The sequence below is a fragment of the Acinetobacter portensis genome (assembly GCF_010646905.1).
Classification (GTDB): Bacteria; Pseudomonadota; Gammaproteobacteria; order Pseudomonadales; family Moraxellaceae; genus Acinetobacter; species Acinetobacter portensis.
The window spans coordinates 1250860-1269550 of the sequence record NZ_JAAARQ010000002.1; the positions used below are offsets into that span (position 1 = coordinate 1250860).

13 protein-coding genes, 1 rRNA gene and 2 pseudogenes are annotated in these 18691 nt (G+C 36.1%); 14 read left to right on the forward strand and 2 right to left on the reverse strand.

All coding sequences use genetic code 11. The features are described 5' to 3' along the window. Positions 1–92: 92 nt before the first annotated feature. The 6 genes from rrf to GTK57_RS05975 all read left to right on the forward strand — a co-directional run bounded on the left by rrf (position 93) and on the right by GTK57_RS05975 (position 5733). Positions 93–207 (forward strand): 5S ribosomal RNA (gene rrf, locus GTK57_RS05950). A gap of 163 nt (positions 208–370) precedes the next feature. Then, positions 371–1336 (forward strand): DUF3644 domain-containing protein, encoded by a 966-nt coding sequence (locus GTK57_RS05955; RefSeq protein WP_199287349.1) that lies wholly within the window; start codon positions 371–373, stop codon positions 1334–1336. A gap of 369 nt (positions 1337–1705) precedes the next feature. Continuing rightward, entirely contained in the window at positions 1706–3151 is a 1446-nt protein-coding gene (locus GTK57_RS05960; RefSeq protein WP_163121898.1) for an aldehyde dehydrogenase family protein, read from the forward strand. Between the two features lie 78 nt (positions 3152–3229). Then, on the forward strand, positions 3230–3790 hold the full coding sequence (locus tag GTK57_RS05965; RefSeq protein WP_228720289.1) for a DUF1287 domain-containing protein: 561 nt from the start codon (positions 3230–3232) through the stop codon (positions 3788–3790). A 352-nt stretch (positions 3791–4142) separates the two neighbouring features. After that, positions 4143–5627 carry a sodium-dependent transporter gene (locus tag GTK57_RS05970; RefSeq protein ID WP_152873780.1) on the forward strand — a complete coding sequence of 495 codons (1485 nt, stop codon included), beginning with the start codon at positions 4143–4145 and terminating at the stop codon, positions 5625–5627. 1 nt (position 5628) lies between these two features. Continuing rightward, positions 5629–5733 (forward strand): methionine/alanine import family NSS transporter small subunit, encoded by a 105-nt coding sequence (locus GTK57_RS05975; protein WP_152873779.1) that lies wholly within the window; start codon positions 5629–5631, stop codon positions 5731–5733. Between the two features lie 83 nt (positions 5734–5816). On the opposite strand, the gene rsmB is transcribed toward GTK57_RS05975, so the two are convergent. Together rsmB and fmt are read right to left on the reverse strand one after the other, a co-directional pair. Then, on the reverse strand, positions 5817–7121 hold the full coding sequence (gene rsmB, locus GTK57_RS05980) for a 16S rRNA (cytosine(967)-C(5))-methyltransferase RsmB (protein ID WP_163121902.1): 1305 nt from the start codon (positions 7119–7121) through the stop codon (positions 5817–5819). Continuing rightward, the gene (fmt, locus tag GTK57_RS05985) at positions 7121–8080 is read right to left on the reverse strand and encodes a methionyl-tRNA formyltransferase (RefSeq protein ID WP_163121904.1); all 960 of its coding nucleotides are present in this window, start codon (positions 8078–8080) and stop codon (positions 7121–7123) included. The genes rsmB and fmt overlap by 1 nt, the downstream gene beginning before the upstream one ends. Before the next feature lie 519 nt (positions 8081–8599). Between fmt and GTK57_RS05990 the strand changes: the two are divergent. The 8 genes and pseudogenes from GTK57_RS05990 to GTK57_RS06020 all read left to right on the forward strand — a co-directional run. Next, positions 8600–11500 (forward strand): annotated as a pseudogene (locus GTK57_RS05990) (ESPR-type extended signal peptide-containing protein); the annotation flags it as partial. Between the two features lie 891 nt (positions 11501–12391). Continuing rightward, a pseudogene (locus GTK57_RS14840) lies at positions 12392–12898 on the forward strand (YadA-like family protein); the annotation flags it as partial. Positions 12899–12989: 91 nt separating this feature from the next. After that, complete coding sequence (locus tag GTK57_RS05995; protein WP_163121908.1) at positions 12990–13370, forward strand: outer membrane protein assembly factor BamE; 381 nt, start codon at positions 12990–12992, stop codon at positions 13368–13370. 50 nt (positions 13371–13420) lie between these two features. Beyond that, complete coding sequence (locus tag GTK57_RS06000) at positions 13421–13843, forward strand: hypothetical protein (RefSeq protein ID WP_152873773.1); 423 nt, start codon at positions 13421–13423, stop codon at positions 13841–13843. Positions 13844–14149: 306 nt separating this feature from the next. Next, positions 14150–15979, forward strand: a complete 1830-nt coding sequence (gene ilvD, locus GTK57_RS06005; RefSeq protein WP_152873772.1) for a dihydroxy-acid dehydratase — start codon at positions 14150–14152, stop codon at positions 15977–15979. 249 nt (positions 15980–16228) lie between these two features. Further along, complete coding sequence (locus tag GTK57_RS06010; protein WP_163121910.1) at positions 16229–17524, forward strand: hypothetical protein; 1296 nt, start codon at positions 16229–16231, stop codon at positions 17522–17524. Positions 17525–17529: 5 nt separating this feature from the next. Then, on the forward strand, positions 17530–17814 hold the full coding sequence (locus GTK57_RS06015) for a chorismate mutase (RefSeq protein WP_152873770.1): 285 nt from the start codon (positions 17530–17532) through the stop codon (positions 17812–17814). A 145-nt stretch (positions 17815–17959) separates the two neighbouring features. Then, entirely contained in the window at positions 17960–18682 is a 723-nt protein-coding gene (locus tag GTK57_RS06020; protein WP_163121912.1) for a sulfite exporter TauE/SafE family protein, read from the forward strand. Positions 18683–18691: the final 9 nt, after the last annotated feature.

The following is an 18691-nucleotide window of genomic DNA, read 5'->3' on the forward strand; positions in this document are numbered from 1 at the left end:
ACTTTAACTCAAATATCTGTTAATAACTCATTTGACGAAAGCTAGGCATGCGAAAGCAATTAAGACCATAGCGAGTAAGCATAAACAGTTGTGCTGGCGACAATAGCAAGAGTGAACCACCTGATCCCTTCCCGAACTCAGAAGTGAAACCTCTTAGCGCTGATGGTAGTGTGGGGTTACCCATGTGAGAGTAAGTCATCGCCAGCTCATTAATTCTAAAACACCCCCTGTCTTATGACAGGGGGTGTTTTTTTATGTATATAAAATTAAAAATTATCATTTAGTCGTATAAAGCTATTTAAATTAAAGAAAGTTTATATAATTGAAAAATTAAACAAATTAATAAGCTATGAAATCTCGATCAAGAATGATGTTGGAAAAATCTATTGCTGCAATGTTATCGGCTATAGAAATTTACAATAAACCAGATTTTAAATATAGAGAGGAAACTTTTTCAGTATTGTGTATTAATTCATGGGAATTATTACTTAAAGCTCAGGTTCTTCATCTATCTAGTAATAAATTGAAATCTATATATAAAATGGAGTTTAAAACTTTAAAAAAAGGTGTTAGATCGGGGACTGCTAGTATTAAAAAGAATAGGTCTGGTAATCCGATGTCCATTAATTTATTTGAAGCTTATAAAATTATTACTGCCGACTTTGGACTGAAAATTAATAAGGTAGTACATGATAATTTACTAGCTTTAACTGAAATAAGAGATAATTCGATTCATTTCATAAATGATGACATAACTATTGCAGTTAAGATTCAAGAACTAGGAACGGCTGCACTACAGAATTACTTTCATTTAGTGAATGAATGGTTTGGAAATGTTTTAGCAAAATATAATTTTTATTTGATGCCTATTTCTTTTTTTAGAGACTTTCAAAATGCTAATGGTTTGATATTAAATAATAATGAAAAAAATGTTCTTAACTACATTAAAAAAACTGAAGAAAAATATGATGATAAAGATTTTGGTGAATATAACTTAACGCTTAGAATAGATTTAAAATTTCAAAAAGTTAAAAGTACATCTGGTTTACCTGTAACAATTACAAATGATCCTAAAGCAACACTTGTACAGCTTTCTGAAGAAGATATTAGTGATAAGTATCCTTGGAATTATGATGTACTTACGACAAGATGTACAAAAAGGTATTCGGATTTTAAAGTTAATAATAAATATCATGAATTAAGAAAAAAATTAGAGTCCGATAAAAAATATGCGTATCAACGGCTTTTAGATCCATCGAATCCTAATAGTAGTAAAAAGACATTTTATAATTCAAATATTCTGAAGGAATTTGACCAAAACTATATTAAAGATTAGTCATTTATTTATATATTTAGATTAATCAGAAATGTATATAAATATAAACAAAAAAAGAAAACCCCATCATCCTGACGGGGTTTCTTTGTATTCAATTAAAGGTAAAACTCCTGTTGTACCTAGCATCCTGCTGCCTATTATCTTCTTCTTTTTATTCTTTCTTATATTGAGACCTACCTGTCTCTGTATGGTTTAAACATATACAAAATTAAAAGTAATGAATATTCGACATTATCCTCAATAAATGTACGAAATAGCGTACATGTTTGAAACATCAAATTGTTACTTAAAAAGAATGAAGCTTGAGCCAACTAAGCGCATTATATAAGGCAAGTAAATATAAATGCTTTATAGAAAGAGGATGTTGTAATGACCGAAAGCAATCAACACGTTAAAGATTATCCACTTTATGTTGCAGGTAAGGCTTACAAAACCGAACAATGGTTAGATGTAGAAGATAAATATAAGCAAACTACATTTGCACGTGTGGCATTGGCAGATGAAAAAACATTAGAAAAAGCGATTCAATCTGCGGTAAAAGCAGAAAAAGAAATGGCAAAACTTGAGCCATTTCAAAAGCAAAAAATTTTATTACATTGCGTAAAACGATTTAATGAAATGCGTGATGAACTGACCGAAATTTTAATTGCAGAAGGTGGAAAACCACGTAAAGCAGCTGCGGCAGAAGTCGAGCGTTTAATTAATACATTCCAAATTGCAGCAGATGCAGTTACGCAATTAGATGAAGGGAAACTGATTCCTTTGGCTGTAACAGCAGCATCTTCAGGCTATCAAGGTTTTATTAAACAAGTACCAATTGGAGCAGTATCGTTAATTAGTCCTTTTAATTTTCCATTGAATTTAACGGCTCATAAAATTGCACCTGCAATTGCAGCAGGCTGTCCTTTTGTACTTAAACCTGCAAGTTTAACGCCTATTTCTGCAATTAAAATCGCCGAAGTTTTAGCAGAAACAGATTTGCCAAAAGGTGCATTTTCAGTTTTACCATGCCCTCGTGAACATGCAGATGTTTTAGTCACAGATGATCGTTTTAAATTGCTCAGTTTTACAGGTTCAGATGTTGTCGGTTGGGATATGAAAGCCCGTGCAGGTCGAAAAAAAGTGACTTTGGAACTTGGCGGAAATGCAGCTGTATTGATAGAACCCGATACTGAAATTACCGATGTCTTTATAGATCGTTTAATTGGCGGTGCTTATAACCACGCAGGGCAGGTATGTATTAGCGTTCAACGTATTTTGATTCATGCCGATATTTATGCAGAAGTGAAGAAAAAGCTCATTACGAAATTGAAAAAAGTGAAAGCAGCAGATCCATCTTTAGAAACAACGATGGTAGGCCCGATGATTAAGGATGCAGAGGCAAACCGTTTAAAAAAATGGGTCGATAAAGCGGTAAAAAAAGGTGCCAAATTATTGTCTGGTGGTGATGTTAACGGTGTGATGTTCGAGCCAACACTGCTTGAAAAAGTAGATGAATCACTTGAAGTATACAAAGACGAAGTTTTTGGCCCTGTTGCAATTATTGAAAAATATAAATCGTTTGAACAAGGTATAGATAAAATCAACTCGAGTCGTTTTGGTTTACAGGCGGGCGTTTATACGCAAAACTTGAATAAGATGATGTATGCATGGAATAACCTACATGTCGGTGGCGTTATTATTAATGATATTCCATCTTTTCGTGTAGATAGCATGCCTTATGGCGGTGTGAAAGATTCAGGTTTAGGGCGTGAAGGCATTCAATCTGCAATTCGAGATATGCAAGAAGAGCGCGTATTAGCCATTAAACTTTAATCTTTAAATTACAGGATTTAAGTCTGCAACTATGAAAAATATAGTTGCAGATATTGAGAAATAATAATGACAATTCAAATGAATAAAATTTTAGTTTTTACAGTTTCAATTTTAGTTTCTATTAGTAGTTGGGCTTTTTCGAATGAAAAATTGGTGAAAGATGCCAAAAGCCAAATAGGAAAAACGTTATTATATGATCCTGCATATACCAAACTTAAATATCCAATGGGCGATGTTCCTTTATATAAAGGTGTTTGCACAGATGTGGTGATTCGTGCTTTACGCAAGCAAGATGTAGATTTACAAAAAGAAATTCATGAAGATATGAAGAAGAATTTTAAAATTTATCCTCAAAAGTGGGGTTTGAAATCGCCTGATAAGAATATTGATCACAGACGCGTTCCTAATATTCAAACTTATCTAAAAAGAAAAGGTCTTGAAGTGAAAGATCAAAAGTATATGGCTGGGGATATTGTGGCTTGGGACTTAGGAAAAGGTTTAGTTCATATTGGTATTGTTTCTAATAAAAGAGCACTTTTTCGTGATACACCACTCATCATTCATAACATTGGTTTAGGGACTCAGGAAACAAATATTTTGTATGATTATAAAATTATAGGTCATTATCGCTTTAAGTGAAAAATAACAAAAACTATGGTTTATCATAAAATTACTTTATAATTTTTAAAGTTTTTTCAAAATGCGAATAATTTTTAATCTATTATTAAAGAATTGATTATAAAAACTAAAAAAATTGCAAAAAATACACAAAAATAAGTAAAAACTCGTTATTGTGGATTTCATATAAGACACATATTAAAAAATGGACTTTAAGCAAGACATTTTCAATAGTGTTTTGTTTGCTATTTAGAACAACATGCTCAAAAGGCGTAAAACTAAATCGGACAAAAAAATTTAATTGGCAGCTTTCTTGCTTGCGTATATATCCTAATAACAAGCAGCAATGAAGTACCCAACATTTAGGTGTTTTATGACAAATTCTCGTGAAAATTGGTCTGCGCGATCAGGCTTCATTATTGCCGCTATCGGTTCAGCTGTTGGACTTGGTAATATTTGGCGTTTCCCATACGTTGCTTATGAAAATGGTGGCGGTGCATTCTTAATTCCATATTTAGTTGCAATTTTTGCAGCAGGTTTACCATTATTGTTTCTAGATTATGCAGTCGGGCATAAATTCAGAAAAGCTCCACCAACTGCTTATAAAAAGCTAATGAATAGTGAGGCTTTAGGTTGGTGGCAAGTGATGGTCACGCTCATCATTGGTATTTACTACGCAAGTGTACTGTCTTGGGCAGGTAGTTATATTTTCTACTCCATTGGTCAAAAATGGGGTGAAGATACACAAGGCTTCTTCTTTAATACCTACTTACAAAATGGTAGTGGCTTAGAATTTGGTTTCGTACCAACACTATTCTTTGGATTAGTGATAGTTTGGGCGATTACCATGTTCATTCTGTATGGCGGCGTGAAGAAAGGTGTAGAGCTTTCAAATAAAATCTTTATTCCATTACTGGTTGTTTTATTTACAATTATGGTAATTCAGGCTGTTCGCTTACCAGGTGCAACCGAAGGCTTAAATGCATTCTTCACACCAAACTGGGAAGCAATGGCTAACTATAAAGTATGGCTAGCCGCATTTGGTCATATCTTCTTTTCGTTGTCTATTGGCTTCGGGATTATGCTGACTTATGCATCTTACTTAAAAGTAAAAACCAACTTAACGGGTTCTGGTGTTGTGGTTGCATTAGCAAATTCATCGTTTGAAATTCTTGCAGGTATTGGTATTTTTGCTGCCTTAGGTTTCATGGCACACAGTGCAGGCGTTCCTGTAAATGAAGTGGTATCTGGCGGTATTGGTTTAGCATTTATTGCTTTCCCTAAAATTATTTCAAGTTTAGGTGCAGGCGGTGATTTGTTTGGCTTCTTATTCTTCTCTTCACTTGCTGTAGCGGGTATTACCTCTATGGTGAGTATTTTGGAAGTACCAATTGCATCATTCCAAGATAAATTGGGTTGGTCACGTAAGAAAGCGGTAACAATTGTAGGTGGCGGTTCTGCAATTGTTTCGACACTTATTTTCTCTACAAACAGCGCAATTACTTTCGTAGATATTATTGATTACTTTGCCAATAATATTGGTATTGTATTGGGTGGTTTACTTTCTATTGTGTTGGTATCTTGGTTCCGTCGTCCTTTATTGGCTCAGTTGAAAGATCATATCAACCAATACTCAAGCATTAAATTGGGCAAAGGTTGGGACTTCTTATTAACAGTGGTTACGCCACTTTCATTACTAGTGGCTTTGGGTTTAACCCTTAAGGCTGTTGTGACCGAAGGTTATGGCGGTTATGCACCAGAAGTTTTATGGCCAGTTGCAGGTGCGGTACTCGCAGTCTTTATTATTGGTGCAATTGCATTTAGTTGCTTAAAAGATCACGATTCTGAGGAGAACTAAGATGAATACATCAGCAATCATCATGTTGGTCATTTCAACAGTTTTACTGTGGGGTGGTTTAATTTGGGCAACAGTGCACTTGATTAAACATCCTGATGAAGAATAATTGTCTAAATTAAATGACAAATAAATAAAAAAAAGGAACCTTCGAGGTTCCTTTTTTATGGCTTAACTTAGATGAAACTTAAATTAAACTTTTTGAATACGGCAGTAATAGAAACCATCACCACGACCAACTTGTGGTAAAAGCTGACGTCCGTGAATTTGCTCAATGCCCCAATCTGCCTCAATTTTAATTTCTTGAGCATCTGCATGATTGTTGAAAAATTCAATCATTTGATTTTCATTTTCAGCTTTTAAAATTGAGCAAGTAATGTAAAGCAAAGTGCCACCAACTTTCAGTTGTTGCCACATATTTTCAAGAATTCTCTTCTGTAATTCTACAGTTTTTGCAATATCTGTAGATTGGCGAAGTAAACGAATATCAGGATGGCGACGAATAACACCAACTGCCGAGCAAGGTGCATCCAAAACAATACAATCTGCTTGTTCAGGAGCTGTCCAAGTTACAGCATCTGCAGTAATAATTTCGACGTGCTTACCATCTAGAAGCAAACGCTCTAAGTTTTCAGAAACACGTTTTAAACGCTTTTCGTCTTGGTCAAGTGCAATTAATTTTTTAGGATCAAAGCTTTCTAAAATATGTGCCGTTTTACCGCCTGGTGCTGCACAAGCATCTATTACAAACTTACCATCTAAGTTTGGCAATAATGTTGCACATAATTGAGCATGTTCATCTTGAACAGAGAAACCACCCACCTCAAAACCTGGTAGGCTTGGAATGTGTAAGCTTTCGTCCATGACGATACCAACATCTGAAATTTCACAACGATGGGCATCAATACCTTCATCTTCTAAAATATCAAGGTATTCATCACGACCAACTTGGCGTGTATTTACACGCAAAGTAAGTGGTGCAACTTGTTTTAACTCATAGCTGATTTCAGCAAGTTGTTCTGGCCAGTCTTTTTTCAAGCGCTTAGATAACCAACTTGGTAAACCCGGTGCTTGTTCTAGAACATCATAAAATTGTTCAGTTTCACGTGTAGCACGACGTAAAATCGCATTCACCACGCCACTTAAACTTTCCATACCAAGTTGTTTGGCTGCTTCAACAGTTTCTGAAATTGCTGCATGCGCTGCAACACGAGTACATAATAATTGATATAAACCAAGATAAAGACAAGTTTCAACTACTTGATTTTCTAAAGGTTTAGATAACAATGGTAATGTTAACTGTTTAAGCGAATGCCATTGACGTAAGCATCCAAGCACTAATTCATGATATAGCGCACGGTCTTTATCCGACACAATATTGATGTGTTGAGCCAATACAGACTGCAGTGATTGACCATTTTGGACAGCCAATAAAGTTTTAACAACCTGAGCACGTAAGTTGAGGTTTTTACCTGAGGCGTGGGGAGATTGCTTCATTATAAAATTTGTCCAATATTCAATTTTTGGGTTTGCATAATTTGCACGGCATTTAGAGGTTTACCCCCTGGCCATTGGAGAGATGTCAGAATAATTACGCTATTATTTGCACAGGCAATGTGTACACCGTGCTTATCTATGGCAATAATTTCGCCTATTTTAGCATTTTTAGTTGTACTAGTAGAGACCTGTGAATGCCAAACACGTAAGTTATTTTGTTCATCTAGAACAATAAATGCGACAGGCCATGGGTTGAAAGCACGAATATTTAAATCTATTTGCTTCGCGTCAATCGCCCAATCTATTTGTGCTTCTGCTTTTGAAAGCTTATGTGCATAAACCGTTAAAGCTTCATCTTGAATTTCGCGTGTTGCTAAATAATGTTGTAATTTTTCTTCAGATTCTAAAACTTCCATAATTGCTTGCGCACCTTGCTCTGCTAATTTGTCATGCAAACTTGCAGATGTATCAGTTGCTTCGATTGGACACACTGTTTTAAACATCATATCACCAGTGTCTAAACCTGCTGCCATTTTCATAATGGTCACGCCAGTTTTAGAATCACCCGTTGCAATTGCACGTTGAATAGGTGCAGCACCACGCCAACGCGGTAACAATGAGCCATGAATATTCAAACAGCCATATTTAGGCGTATCTAATACCACTTGAGGCAAAATTAAACCATAAGCCGCAACCACCATAACATCAGCATTTAATGCTTTTAGTTCTGCTTGAGCTGCTAAGCCTTCTTCAGTTGAAGACTTGAAATGAAGGGGTTGATACACAGCAATATTGTGTTCTAAGGCAAGTTGTTTAACGGCAGATGCTGTCAATTTTTGTCCACGACCAGCTTTTCGATCTGGTTGTGTATATACAGCAACAATCTCGTGATTTGTATTTATTAAGGCCGTCAAAGCAAAAGCTGCAAATTCAGGTGTTCCTGCAAAAATGATTTTCACGGATTAATCTCAAATTTTAATTGATGATAATTATATGCGAAAAATAACTCTAATAATCAAAGGAGGAAATGTGCAGTCTAATTTTTAGCGGAAGTGATTTTATTACAAGCTCATACAGAAATTGATTTATTTAAGAGAAGCCTAGCTATAAGTTTTCACCAAAATTATGGAGCACAGTTACAAAAAAAATAAAGCATTTTAGAGATTTTTGTAAGTTGTATTTTTACAAAAAAACACACTGTAATACCGTGTTTTAAAAATAAAAAAATAAAAAAATAAAAAAATAAAAAAATAAAAAAATAAAAAAATAAAAAAATAAAAAAATAAGTAAATATAATTATTTAAGTGAATTTAATTGCTACATCAATCACTTGATAAGCAACATGAAATTACAATAATGCAATAATAAAAATGTGATCCAATTATCATAAATGTATTGATTGTGTATATTGTTTTGTGAATAATTGCAAAAATCAAAACAATTAATGTTTTTAAAAATACAAAAAGAGATAAATAAATATGAATAAAGTATACAAATTAGTGTGGAACTCAGCACTTGGAGCTTGGGTTGCTGTATCCGAGTTAGCAAAAGGATGTAAAAAATCGTCAAAGTCTATAGTGAAACTTGGCCTTGTTGTTGGTGCTGTAGTCTCTATGAATGAGGTTTGTGCAGCTGGTGTAAATGCCGTTGAGCAGGGAACTGGAGCAAATGCTGCGGGTGAAAACTCTGTAGCAATAGGTCGTAGTGCTGTCGCAAATGGATATAGTGCATCAGCACTTGGTTCTGGAGCAAATGCAACAGGGCTTAGCTCATTGGCTTTAGGTTCATTGGCTGCGGCAAGTACAGATGATGCTTTAGCAATTGGTCGTATATCTTCAGCATCAGGAAAAACATCAATTGCTATTGGTGTACAAGCAGGAGCAAGTGTTGAAAATGCACTTGCAATAGGTTCAGGATCAACAGCAAGTGGCTTGAGTTCAATTGCACATGGTGCTTTTGCAACGGCTTCTGCAACGAATACAATCGCAATAGGATCAGGTTCTACTGCGAGTTTTAGTAATGCTGTAGCTCTAGGCACATCAGCTAATGCATCTGGAGCTTCATCTGTTGCTGTAGGTAATGCATCAAAGAGTACTAATACCTGGACCACAGCTGTTGGTAATAATGCTTCAGCAATAGCAGACTATGCTACTGCTTTGGGAACAAACTCAAATGCAGCTGCTACGAACACAGTCGCATTAGGTTATAGTGCAAGAGCATTAGGAACTTCTGCAGTAGCTATAGGTTTTGGTGCGAATGCAAGTGATTCTGGTGCTATATCGATAGGTCGAAGTGCTAGAACAGTAAAGGATGCAGTAGCATTGGGTCGCTCTGCAAGTGCAACAGGTGTAAGTTCAATCGCACAGGGTGTTTTATCAGTAGCGGTTGCAGATGATGCTATTGCTACGGGTCGCTCTGCAAATGCATCAGGTATTGGTGCGATTGCATTAGGTGCAAACACTATTTCTGATTTGGAAAATAGTGTAGCTATTGGAGCATCATCTAAAACATTGCAAGCAACAGCAACGAAATCTGCACTAACGAATAGTGATGTGACAGCAACAGATCCAGTTGTTTCATTTGGTAGCGATACAATAAAACGTCGTCTACAGAATATAGCAGATGGTGCAGATGCTAATGATGCTGTAAATGTAAAACAGTTAACAGCAGCTCAAACGAATGTTGCAAGTGTGATTGGAACAAGTGCTGTTGTAGATGCAAATACAGGTATTATGACTGCGACCAATATTGGTGGAATTACAGGTGCAAATACAGTCGATGATGCATTTAAGGCAGTTTTAGGTAAAAGTATTACATTTGCTGGTACAACGGGCACAACAACTAAAAAATTAGATGAAACATTGAATATTGTTGGTGCAAATAGCAATATTACAACAGAAGCTAATACTACCGATGGTTTGAAAATTAAGCTTGCCGACAATGTAGACCTAACAACAGCGGGATCATTGAAGTTTGGTACAACAGGTACAACTGTAAATAATTCAGGTATAACATTTGCGAATGGTACTGCATTAAGTAATAGTGGTTTGGTTATTACAAATGGCCCAAGCCTAACAGCTAGCAGTTTAAATATGAGTAGCAAGAAAATTACGAATGTTGCTGCAGGTACGATTGCGACGGATGGTGTAAATCTTGGACAAGTTTTAGATTTACAAACAGCTGTTAAGCCAACAATAGGAGGTAATGTTACTGTTTCTGGAGTTTTAACAACGGATGGTCAGATGACTTATACGCTAAACTCTAAGGGTTCTTCTGTAAAAGCCGCAACCGATTCTGGTATTGCTGTTAATTCAGTATATGACTCTAGTACATTAAATACAGAATATACAGTCGATTTAACCAAAGAGCTTAAAGATAAAATTGAAGCAGGTTCTACTGGTGGGGCACTTGTAAACAAAGGAATCACCTTTACAGGTACAACAGGAACAACAACTAAAAAATTAGATGAAACATTGAGTATTGTTGGTACAAATAGCAACATTACAACAGAAGCAGGAACTGACGGTTTAAAAATTGCATTGGCAAAAGACCTGAATTTAACAGCTAATGGTTCAGTGATTATTGGGAATGCTACTCTAAATAATAGTGGTTTAACTATTAGTGGTGGGCCGAGTGTAACAGTTGCTGGTATAAATGCTGGAAGCAAAGTCATTTCGAATGTTGCAACTGGTGTTGCAAATACAGATGCTGTTAACTTAGCGCAGTTAAAAACTGTTGATGCCAAAGCTGATAAGAACACGACGGATATTGCAGCGGTAAAAACTACAGCTGATAAAAATACGACAGATATTGCGAAGAACACGACGGATATTACAGCGGTAAAAACTACAGCTGATAAAAATACGACAGATATTGCGAAGAACACGACGGATATTACAGCGGTAAAAACTACAGCTGATAAGAACACGACAGATATTGCGAAGAACACGACGGATATTACAGCGGTAAAAACTACAGCTGATAAGAACACGACGGACATTGCTGCCCTTGGAAACAAAGGAATCACCTTTACAGGTACAACAGGAACAACAACTAAAAAATTAGATGAAACATTGAGTATTGTTGGTACAAATAGCAACATTACAACAGAAGCAGGAACTGACGGTTTAAAAATTGCATTGGCAAAAGACCTGAATTTAACAGCTAATGGTTCAGTGATTATTGGGAATGCTACTCTAAATAATAGTGGTTTAACTATTAGTGGTGGGCCGAGTGTAACAGTTGCTGGTATAAATGCTGGAAGCAAAGTCATTTCGAATGTTGCAACTGGTGTTGCAAATACAGATGCTGTTAACTTAGCGCAGTTAAAAACTGTTGATGCCAAAGCTGACAAGAACACGACGGATATCGCAGCGGTAAAAACTACAGCTGATAAAAATACGACAGATATTGCGAAGAACACGACGGATATTACAGCAGTAAAAACTACAGCTGATAAGAACACAACGGATATTGCGGTAACTAAAGCGCAAACTGATTCGAATACTACTGCTATAGCCAAGAACACGACAGATATTGCTAAAAATGCGAGTGATATTTCTGATATCAAGACTGATGTAGCGGTTACGAAGGTACAAGTAGCGAAAAATACGACAGATATTGCGAAGAATACGACGGATATTGCAGCGGTAAAAACTACAGCTGATAAGAACACGACGGATATTGCAGCAGTAAAAACTACGGCTGATAAGAATACGACGGATATTGCAGCGAATAAAACGGCTATTGATGGTGTTAGTGATCGAGTGACTAAGCTATCTGATAGTGCTGTACAGTATGAAAAGGATCCAAATGGAATTGTAAATAAGGACAAAGTTGTTTTAGCTGGTGGTGCTAATGGAACTCAACTTTCTAATGTTGCAAGCGCAGGAGACTATACTGTAGCTGCTAATGAAAAGAATGCAGTAAATGCAGGTGATTTGAATACTGCCGTAACAAATGTGACGAATGATTTAACAAATAAAGGTCTAACTTTTACAGGAAACTCAGGGTCAAATACATCAAAACTTGGTACTACAGTTGAAATAAAAGGAGCAGATAGCAACATTTCTACAACTGTAAGTGGAGGTACAATTTCGATTGCATTAGCAAAAGACATTAGTGTCGATAAAGTTACAGCAAAAGATGTTGCCGCTGATACAGTTACAGCAAAAGATGTTATTGCTGATAAAGGAACTATTAAGAATATTACATCTGATAATGTTACTGTTGGTGATGTAGTCATTAATAAGGACACTGGTATTAATGCTGGCAATAAAGTTATTTCAAATGTAGCAAAAGGCGTAACTCCAAATGATGCAGCAAATGTTGGCCAAGTTGATGAAGTTGCAAAATATCTAGGTGGTGGTGCTGGTTATGACAACATTACAAAGAGCTTTAATGCACCTGTATACGAAATAGCTGGTTATGGTAGCCATAATGATGTTGGAAGTGCAATTTCAGCATTGGACGGGAAAGTAGATGATTTACGTGGCGAATTAAATCAAGCTTTTTATTCAACAAATGAACGTATTGATAGTGTTGAGAAAAAAGCAAATGCAGGCATAGCTGCAGCTATGGCTTTAGAATCAGCCCCATTTATTGCTGGTAAATATACTTACTCTGTTGGTGCTGCATATCATGGTGGAGAAAATGCAGTTGGTGTTACCTTGCGTAAAACAGCAGATAGCGGACGTTGGTCTATTACAGGCGGTGTAGCAGCAGCTTCACAAGGTGATCCAAGTGTACGTATCGGTATTAGTGGTGTAATTGATTAATTTATGAAGTGATATAAAAAAGGGAAACTCGTTTCCCTTTTTTTAATAAATATTAGTAATGGTTAAATAAGAATATATTGAGATAAGTAAAATGATTAAAAAATTATTAGGGTTATTAATACTTGGATTTGTTTTTCAAGGTACAGTAAATGCAAAAGAGGTATTGGATACTCAGGAAGTTGCATCAGATACAGTTGAATTCCCCGATGTTAAAGATAGTTATTTGAAACAAATTAGTCGCTACGATATTACACAGATTAAGCAGTTAGATAGTGGTTTGACTAAAGATCAAATTCGAGCAATTTTAGGTAACCCACATTTTAATGTTGGTATTTTTAACGTGAAACAATGGAACTATGTTTTAGATATTAAGGCTATCGAAAAGAATGAGTATAAACGTTGTCAGTTAAGAATTAATTTTGATAAAAATCAAAAAGTCGAAAAATATTATTGGAAAGGAAAAGGTTGTTAGTTGTTGCTTAACCGCAATTTTTTCTTATATGTTTAAGCAAGGAAATTCTAATGATTAGAAAAATTACACTAGTATTAGCTGGTTTATTAAGCATATCACCTGTATACGCTATGGAAAAAAACACCATAAACTTAGATAAGGAGTTCTGGGGGAAATGGAGTATTTTAAATCAAAAAGCATCATGTATAGAAAGTTATGAGTTTAAAAAACCTGGTACATTTACCTATGAAGGGAATCAAAAAAAGCTACATGGAGAATTTGCAGTTATACGTTCTCAAGATAACTTAAAGCTAGATATTCTTTCACTAGTTGTAAAAAATGATAACGGTTTATTGGGATGCGGAGGAGATAAAATGAATTATTCAAATCAAAAATCTGCATTTTCCTTAAAATGGATCACTAAAAAGTCTGCAGAAATTTGTTTAGATCCAGATGCAAAACAATGTATTGGTATATTTTTAAATAAGCAATAAGCAAGCGATAAAAAGGAGTTCTTAGGAGCTCCTTTTTATAGCTTTTATTTATGCAAAATTGAAAAATTATTCATATAAGTTTTATATTTTATCTATTCATATAGCGGTATAGTAGAAAAGAATCATATATTGAATTAAAGATTGACTAAAAATTCATGTAGATGATGAAAAGTTCAGTGATCATGCTTTAAACACAAGTTATAGTATGAAAGCTCAGTCTTTGGCTGATATATTGAATATTAATACGAATATTTCGTCAGAATAAGGCAAATACTTATTCAAGCATATACATTGTTGGAAAACACCATGCCAGATTATCGTTCAAAAACATCAACTCACGGAAGAAATATGGCCGGCGCACGTGGCTTATGGCGTGCAACAGGTATGAAAGATGAAGATTTCGGTAAGCCAATCATTGCTGTAGTCAACTCATTTACCCAATTTGTACCGGGTCATGTTCACCTAAAAGATTTAGGTCAGTTGGTTGCTGAACAAATTCAGGCATCTGGTGGTGTTGCAAAAGAATTTAATACCATTGCCGTTGATGACGGTATTGCTATGGGACACGATGGCATGTTGTATTCATTGCCTTCACGTGACTTAATTGCAGATTCTGTGGAATACATGGTAAATGCACATTGCGCAGATGCGATGGTGTGTATTTCAAACTGTGACAAAATTACTCCAGGGATGCTCATGGCATCGATGCGTTTGAACATTCCTGTTGTATTTGTTTCAGGCGGTCCAATGGAAGCAGGTAAAGTTCAAATCCGTGGTAATGAACAAGCGATTGACCTTGTTGATGCTATGATTGTGGCAGCAGATGATAACTATACAGATGAAGAAGTAAAAGCCTATGAACGCTCTGCATGTCCAACATGTGGTTCATGTTCAGGTATGTTTACTGCCAACTCGATGAACTGCTTAACTGAAGCATTGGGCTTATCACTTCCAGGTAATGGTTCTACGCTTGCAACGCATGCAAACCGTAAAAAATTATTCGAAAAAGCTGGTCAATTGATTGTTGAAATTACCAAACGTCATTATGAGCAAAATGACTACAGTGTATTACCACGTAATGTTGCCACTAAAGCATCGTATGAAAATGCCATGACTTTAGATATCGCGATGGGTGGTTCAACCAATACAGTTCTACATTTATTGGCAGCTGCACACGAAGCAGAAGTTGATTTTACAATGGACGATATCGACCGTTTATCTCGTAAAGTGCCAGTACTGTGCAAAGTTGCACCTGCGGTAAAAAATGTACATATGGAAGATATTCACCGCGCGGGCGGCATTATGTCTATCTTAGGTGAATTAGATCGTGCAGGCTTACTTGATACGTCTGTACCAACGGTTCACGAAGCAACTTTAAAAGATGCTTTGGACAAATGGGACATTATCCGTACTGAAGATGAAGACGTGTATCAGTTCTTCAAATCAGCGCCGGGTGGCGTACCAACACAAACAGCATTCTCACAAGATCGTTACTACACACGTTTAGATGGTGACCGTGAAAATGGTGTGATTCGTAATGCAGAACATGCCTTTTCTAAAGATGGTGGTTTAGCAGTACTTTACGGTAATATCGCGCTTGAGGGCTGTATTGTAAAAACTGCGGGCGTGGATGATTCAATTTTGAAATTCAACGGTGTAGCACGTGTCTTTGAAAGCCAAGATTCTGCAGTAGAAGCGATTTTAGGTGGTAAAATCACTGCAGGTGATGTAGTGGTGATCCGCTACGAAGGTCCACGTGGTGGTCCCGGTATGCAAGAAATGCTTTATCCAACAAGTTACTTGAAATCGAAAGGTTTAGGTAAAGATTGTGCTTTATTAACAGATGGTCGTTTCTCTGGTGGTTCATCAGGTCTTTCAATTGGTCACGTATCACCTGAAGCTGCGGAAGGTGGTGCAATTGCTTTAGTTGAAGATGGTGACCGTATCGAAATTGATATTCCAAACCGTACCATCCATTTGGCGGTAGAAGATGCAGTGATGGCAGCACGCCGTGAAGCACAAGAAGCGAAAGGTTGGCAGCCTGCTGAAGATCGTCCACGTAAAATTTCAAAAGCATTAAAAGCATATGCAATGCATACGACGAGTGCTTCGAAAGGCGCGATACGTGACATCTAATAATCTCATCATTTTAGATTAGCGTTAAAAAAGCACTCATTTTATTGGGTGCTTTTTTATGAGAAAAATACTGTTAAAGTGGTTGAAGTCTGACTGATTTTTAACAAATTAGGCTTATCAAAAGATTGAACATTTTGTTTTGAATTGCTATAAGTTTTTCATCGGGCTTATACTCTTTTAATTATTTAAAAAACTAAATGATTGTCTAATCGTGTGATTGGGCAATCTATATTCTTCGAGGCTTATCTCATGTCATTGCTGCGCCGTTGGTTCGATCCAATCAGATCGAGTTGGTTTTATCAAAAACCGATTCGCCAAGAGGTGTTGTCTATAGATCAAGGATTAAGTATTCATTTGCGCTTAGATGATGTTTATAGTTATTTAGCGGTACAACAATTACCACAATTAGAAGAAATTTTAAGAGAAGAATTAAAACCATTAAAAGTAGTGATTTCTAGCCAGACGGCTGAACCCCCAAATCATATGTCGGCAAAAGAGTGGCAAAATTATTGCTTAAATGATGCTAAAATCTTATCGAAACAACATCGTTTTAGCTTTCATGAAACACCCGAACAGCCTACTAAAGAAGCCCTAAAACAGGCTGAAGTTATATTGAAAAATACCCCATTAAGAGGGCAGGATTTTTTATATTTACTCGAAGATGTTTTTCACATGCTTTGGCAAAAGCAAAATGGAAAATTACGGACACTGTTTGCAATGGCAAGCCGTCATCATAAAGTTCAAAACTTTGAAGAACGTATTTTTAATGATGATGAAGTTCTTGCAAGCTATTTTCAATTTGGTGAACGTAAATATCATGCAGTAGATGATTTATTACGTCTCACTCGTCGCTTAAAAAGACAAAATTTACTGACAGACAACCCCATATTTTTGATCAATCATATTGATTGGCGAGAGCATTTAATTAGTGATGCTGAAGAGTTAAATGAGATTCAGGGGCTAGATCCTGAGTTAGATTTATATATTGCTTTGGAAGATCCAATTTCGTGGTTATTACTTGCTTATATCAAAGAAGAATTAGCCAATTATTACAATATTCAATTGAATGTTTATCCACTTAGTTACCATGGTCGAGACCTTTTCGACTGGGGCTTAGCAACACGGTTGTCGAAGCGTACAGAAGTTGCATTTACACCATTTTGTAGACCAACCGAAATCACTACGGTGAATATGGCAAAGCTGTTTTATAGCGTGCCTGAAGAACAACAAATAGACGTAATACATCGTATTTTGAAAGCAGTGTGGACGGAAGGAAAAGACTTATCCTATACACCTCATTTAAATGAATTAATGCGTGAGTTAGAGCTAGAAAAGTTAACGGATTTGGATGTTATTGGAAAGCTTAAACAGAACGATATCCATTGTGAAATGAAATCTCAGCCAAATTTTCCTGTGCTTGAGTTAAGAGTTGATGGACAAAGTTATGTATTTAATAGCTTATATCGTGTTTGGATGATTGAAAGTATTTTCAGTAACGTGTTAGAAGAGAAGTATAAAAATGAAAGTAATACGGATAGTGAATAGTTCAAATGAAAAAAGAAAAAGTGGAATCGTTGGAAGCTGCACGTAGTCAAATAGATTTAATTGACGATGCATTAATTGAACTGATGGCGACACGTCAGTTTTATGTAGATCAGGCGATTCGTTTTAAACGATCACTTGAAGATGTAAAGCCGACACGAGTAGATGAAGTAATTGAAAAAGTTAGACTTAAAGCCTCTGATCAAGGTGTAGATCCAGATTTAATTGAAAATATTTATAGAGAAATGATTCAGCATTTCATTCGTCGTGAATTAAAAGAAATACGACCATAAAAAGGCATGTTTAGCATGCCTTTTTTTATACCTGTACTTTTAAAAGTAAGCCTCAATATTTAATTGAGGCTTACTACATAAAACACTGATTTTTAAAAGATGCATTTTTCATTAGCATAGCCAAACTTGATGAAGGATTTATCACATGGTTTGGTTTGTTATTACCGTATTTGCGCTCGCAGGCATGATTAAAGGCACGATTGGTTTAGGTTTACCTGCTGTGTCTATGGGTTTGTTGACCATGGTGATTAGCCCGTTTCAAGCGGCAACTTTGTTGATTATTCCTTCTATGGTGACAAATTTTTGGCAACTTTTTGCCGAGGGGAGAGTTTTACAACTAATCAAACGTTTTTGGTTGTTATTGCTTGGCATTATTGTGGGTTCTATTTGGAGTGTTTTTCCAACTTTAGGTCATACAGATTTTCATAGCGAGGCACTTTTAGGTGGCATGCTCGCGCTTTATGGTGTGTATGGTTTGTTTGCGAAAAGCATGCCAAATTTGTCGAAGCATGAAACATGGTTATCACCCATTATGGGGTATTTGGGCGGTGCTTTAACGGTGGCGACAGGGGTGGTGGTGATTCCCGTTGTACCGTATTTGCAGACCTTGAATTTGCAACGTGATGATTTGGTTCAATCGCTTGGTTTGGCATTTACAACTTCGACCATTTGTTTGGCAGTATTTTTGCACCAAAACCCTGTAGAAAACATGCCTATTGATTACGGAATGTCTGCCATTGCATTGATTCCTGCTTTGGTGGGAATGTGGTTAGGGACAAAAATTCGTTATCGTATTTCTGAGCAAAAATTTCGTAAAGTATTCTTCTTTGGCTTAATTGCTTTGGGTAGCTATATGATTTTGCGGTGATGGGAAAAT

Excerpts from the sequence above, each read along its gene's own strand:
- GTK57_RS05955 (WP_199287349.1), top strand. The coding sequence starts at position 371 with ATGTTGGAAAAATCTATTGCTGCAATGTTATCGGCTATAGAAATTTAC.
- GTK57_RS05960 (WP_163121898.1), top strand. The coding sequence starts at position 1,706 with ATGACCGAAAGCAATCAACACGTTAAAGATTATCCACTTTATGTTGCA.
- GTK57_RS05965 (WP_228720289.1), top strand. The coding sequence starts at position 3,230 with ATGAATAAAATTTTAGTTTTTACAGTTTCAATTTTAGTTTCTATTAGT.
- GTK57_RS05970 (WP_152873780.1), top strand. The coding sequence starts at position 4,143 with ATGACAAATTCTCGTGAAAATTGGTCTGCGCGATCAGGCTTCATTATT.
- GTK57_RS05975 (WP_152873779.1), top strand. The coding sequence starts at position 5,629 with ATGAATACATCAGCAATCATCATGTTGGTCATTTCAACAGTTTTACTG.
- rsmB (WP_163121902.1), bottom strand. The coding sequence starts at position 7,121 with ATGAAGCAATCTCCCCACGCCTCAGGTAAAAACCTCAACTTACGTGCT.
- GTK57_RS05995 (WP_163121908.1), top strand. The coding sequence starts at position 12,990 with ATGATTAAAAAATTATTAGGGTTATTAATACTTGGATTTGTTTTTCAA.
- GTK57_RS06000 (WP_152873773.1), top strand. The coding sequence starts at position 13,421 with ATGATTAGAAAAATTACACTAGTATTAGCTGGTTTATTAAGCATATCA.
- ilvD (WP_152873772.1), top strand. The coding sequence starts at position 14,150 with ATGCCAGATTATCGTTCAAAAACATCAACTCACGGAAGAAATATGGCC.
- GTK57_RS06010 (WP_163121910.1), top strand. The coding sequence starts at position 16,229 with ATGTCATTGCTGCGCCGTTGGTTCGATCCAATCAGATCGAGTTGGTTT.
- GTK57_RS06015 (WP_152873770.1), top strand. The coding sequence starts at position 17,530 with ATGAAAAAAGAAAAAGTGGAATCGTTGGAAGCTGCACGTAGTCAAATA.
- GTK57_RS06020 (WP_163121912.1), top strand. The coding sequence starts at position 17,960 with ATGGTTTGGTTTGTTATTACCGTATTTGCGCTCGCAGGCATGATTAAA.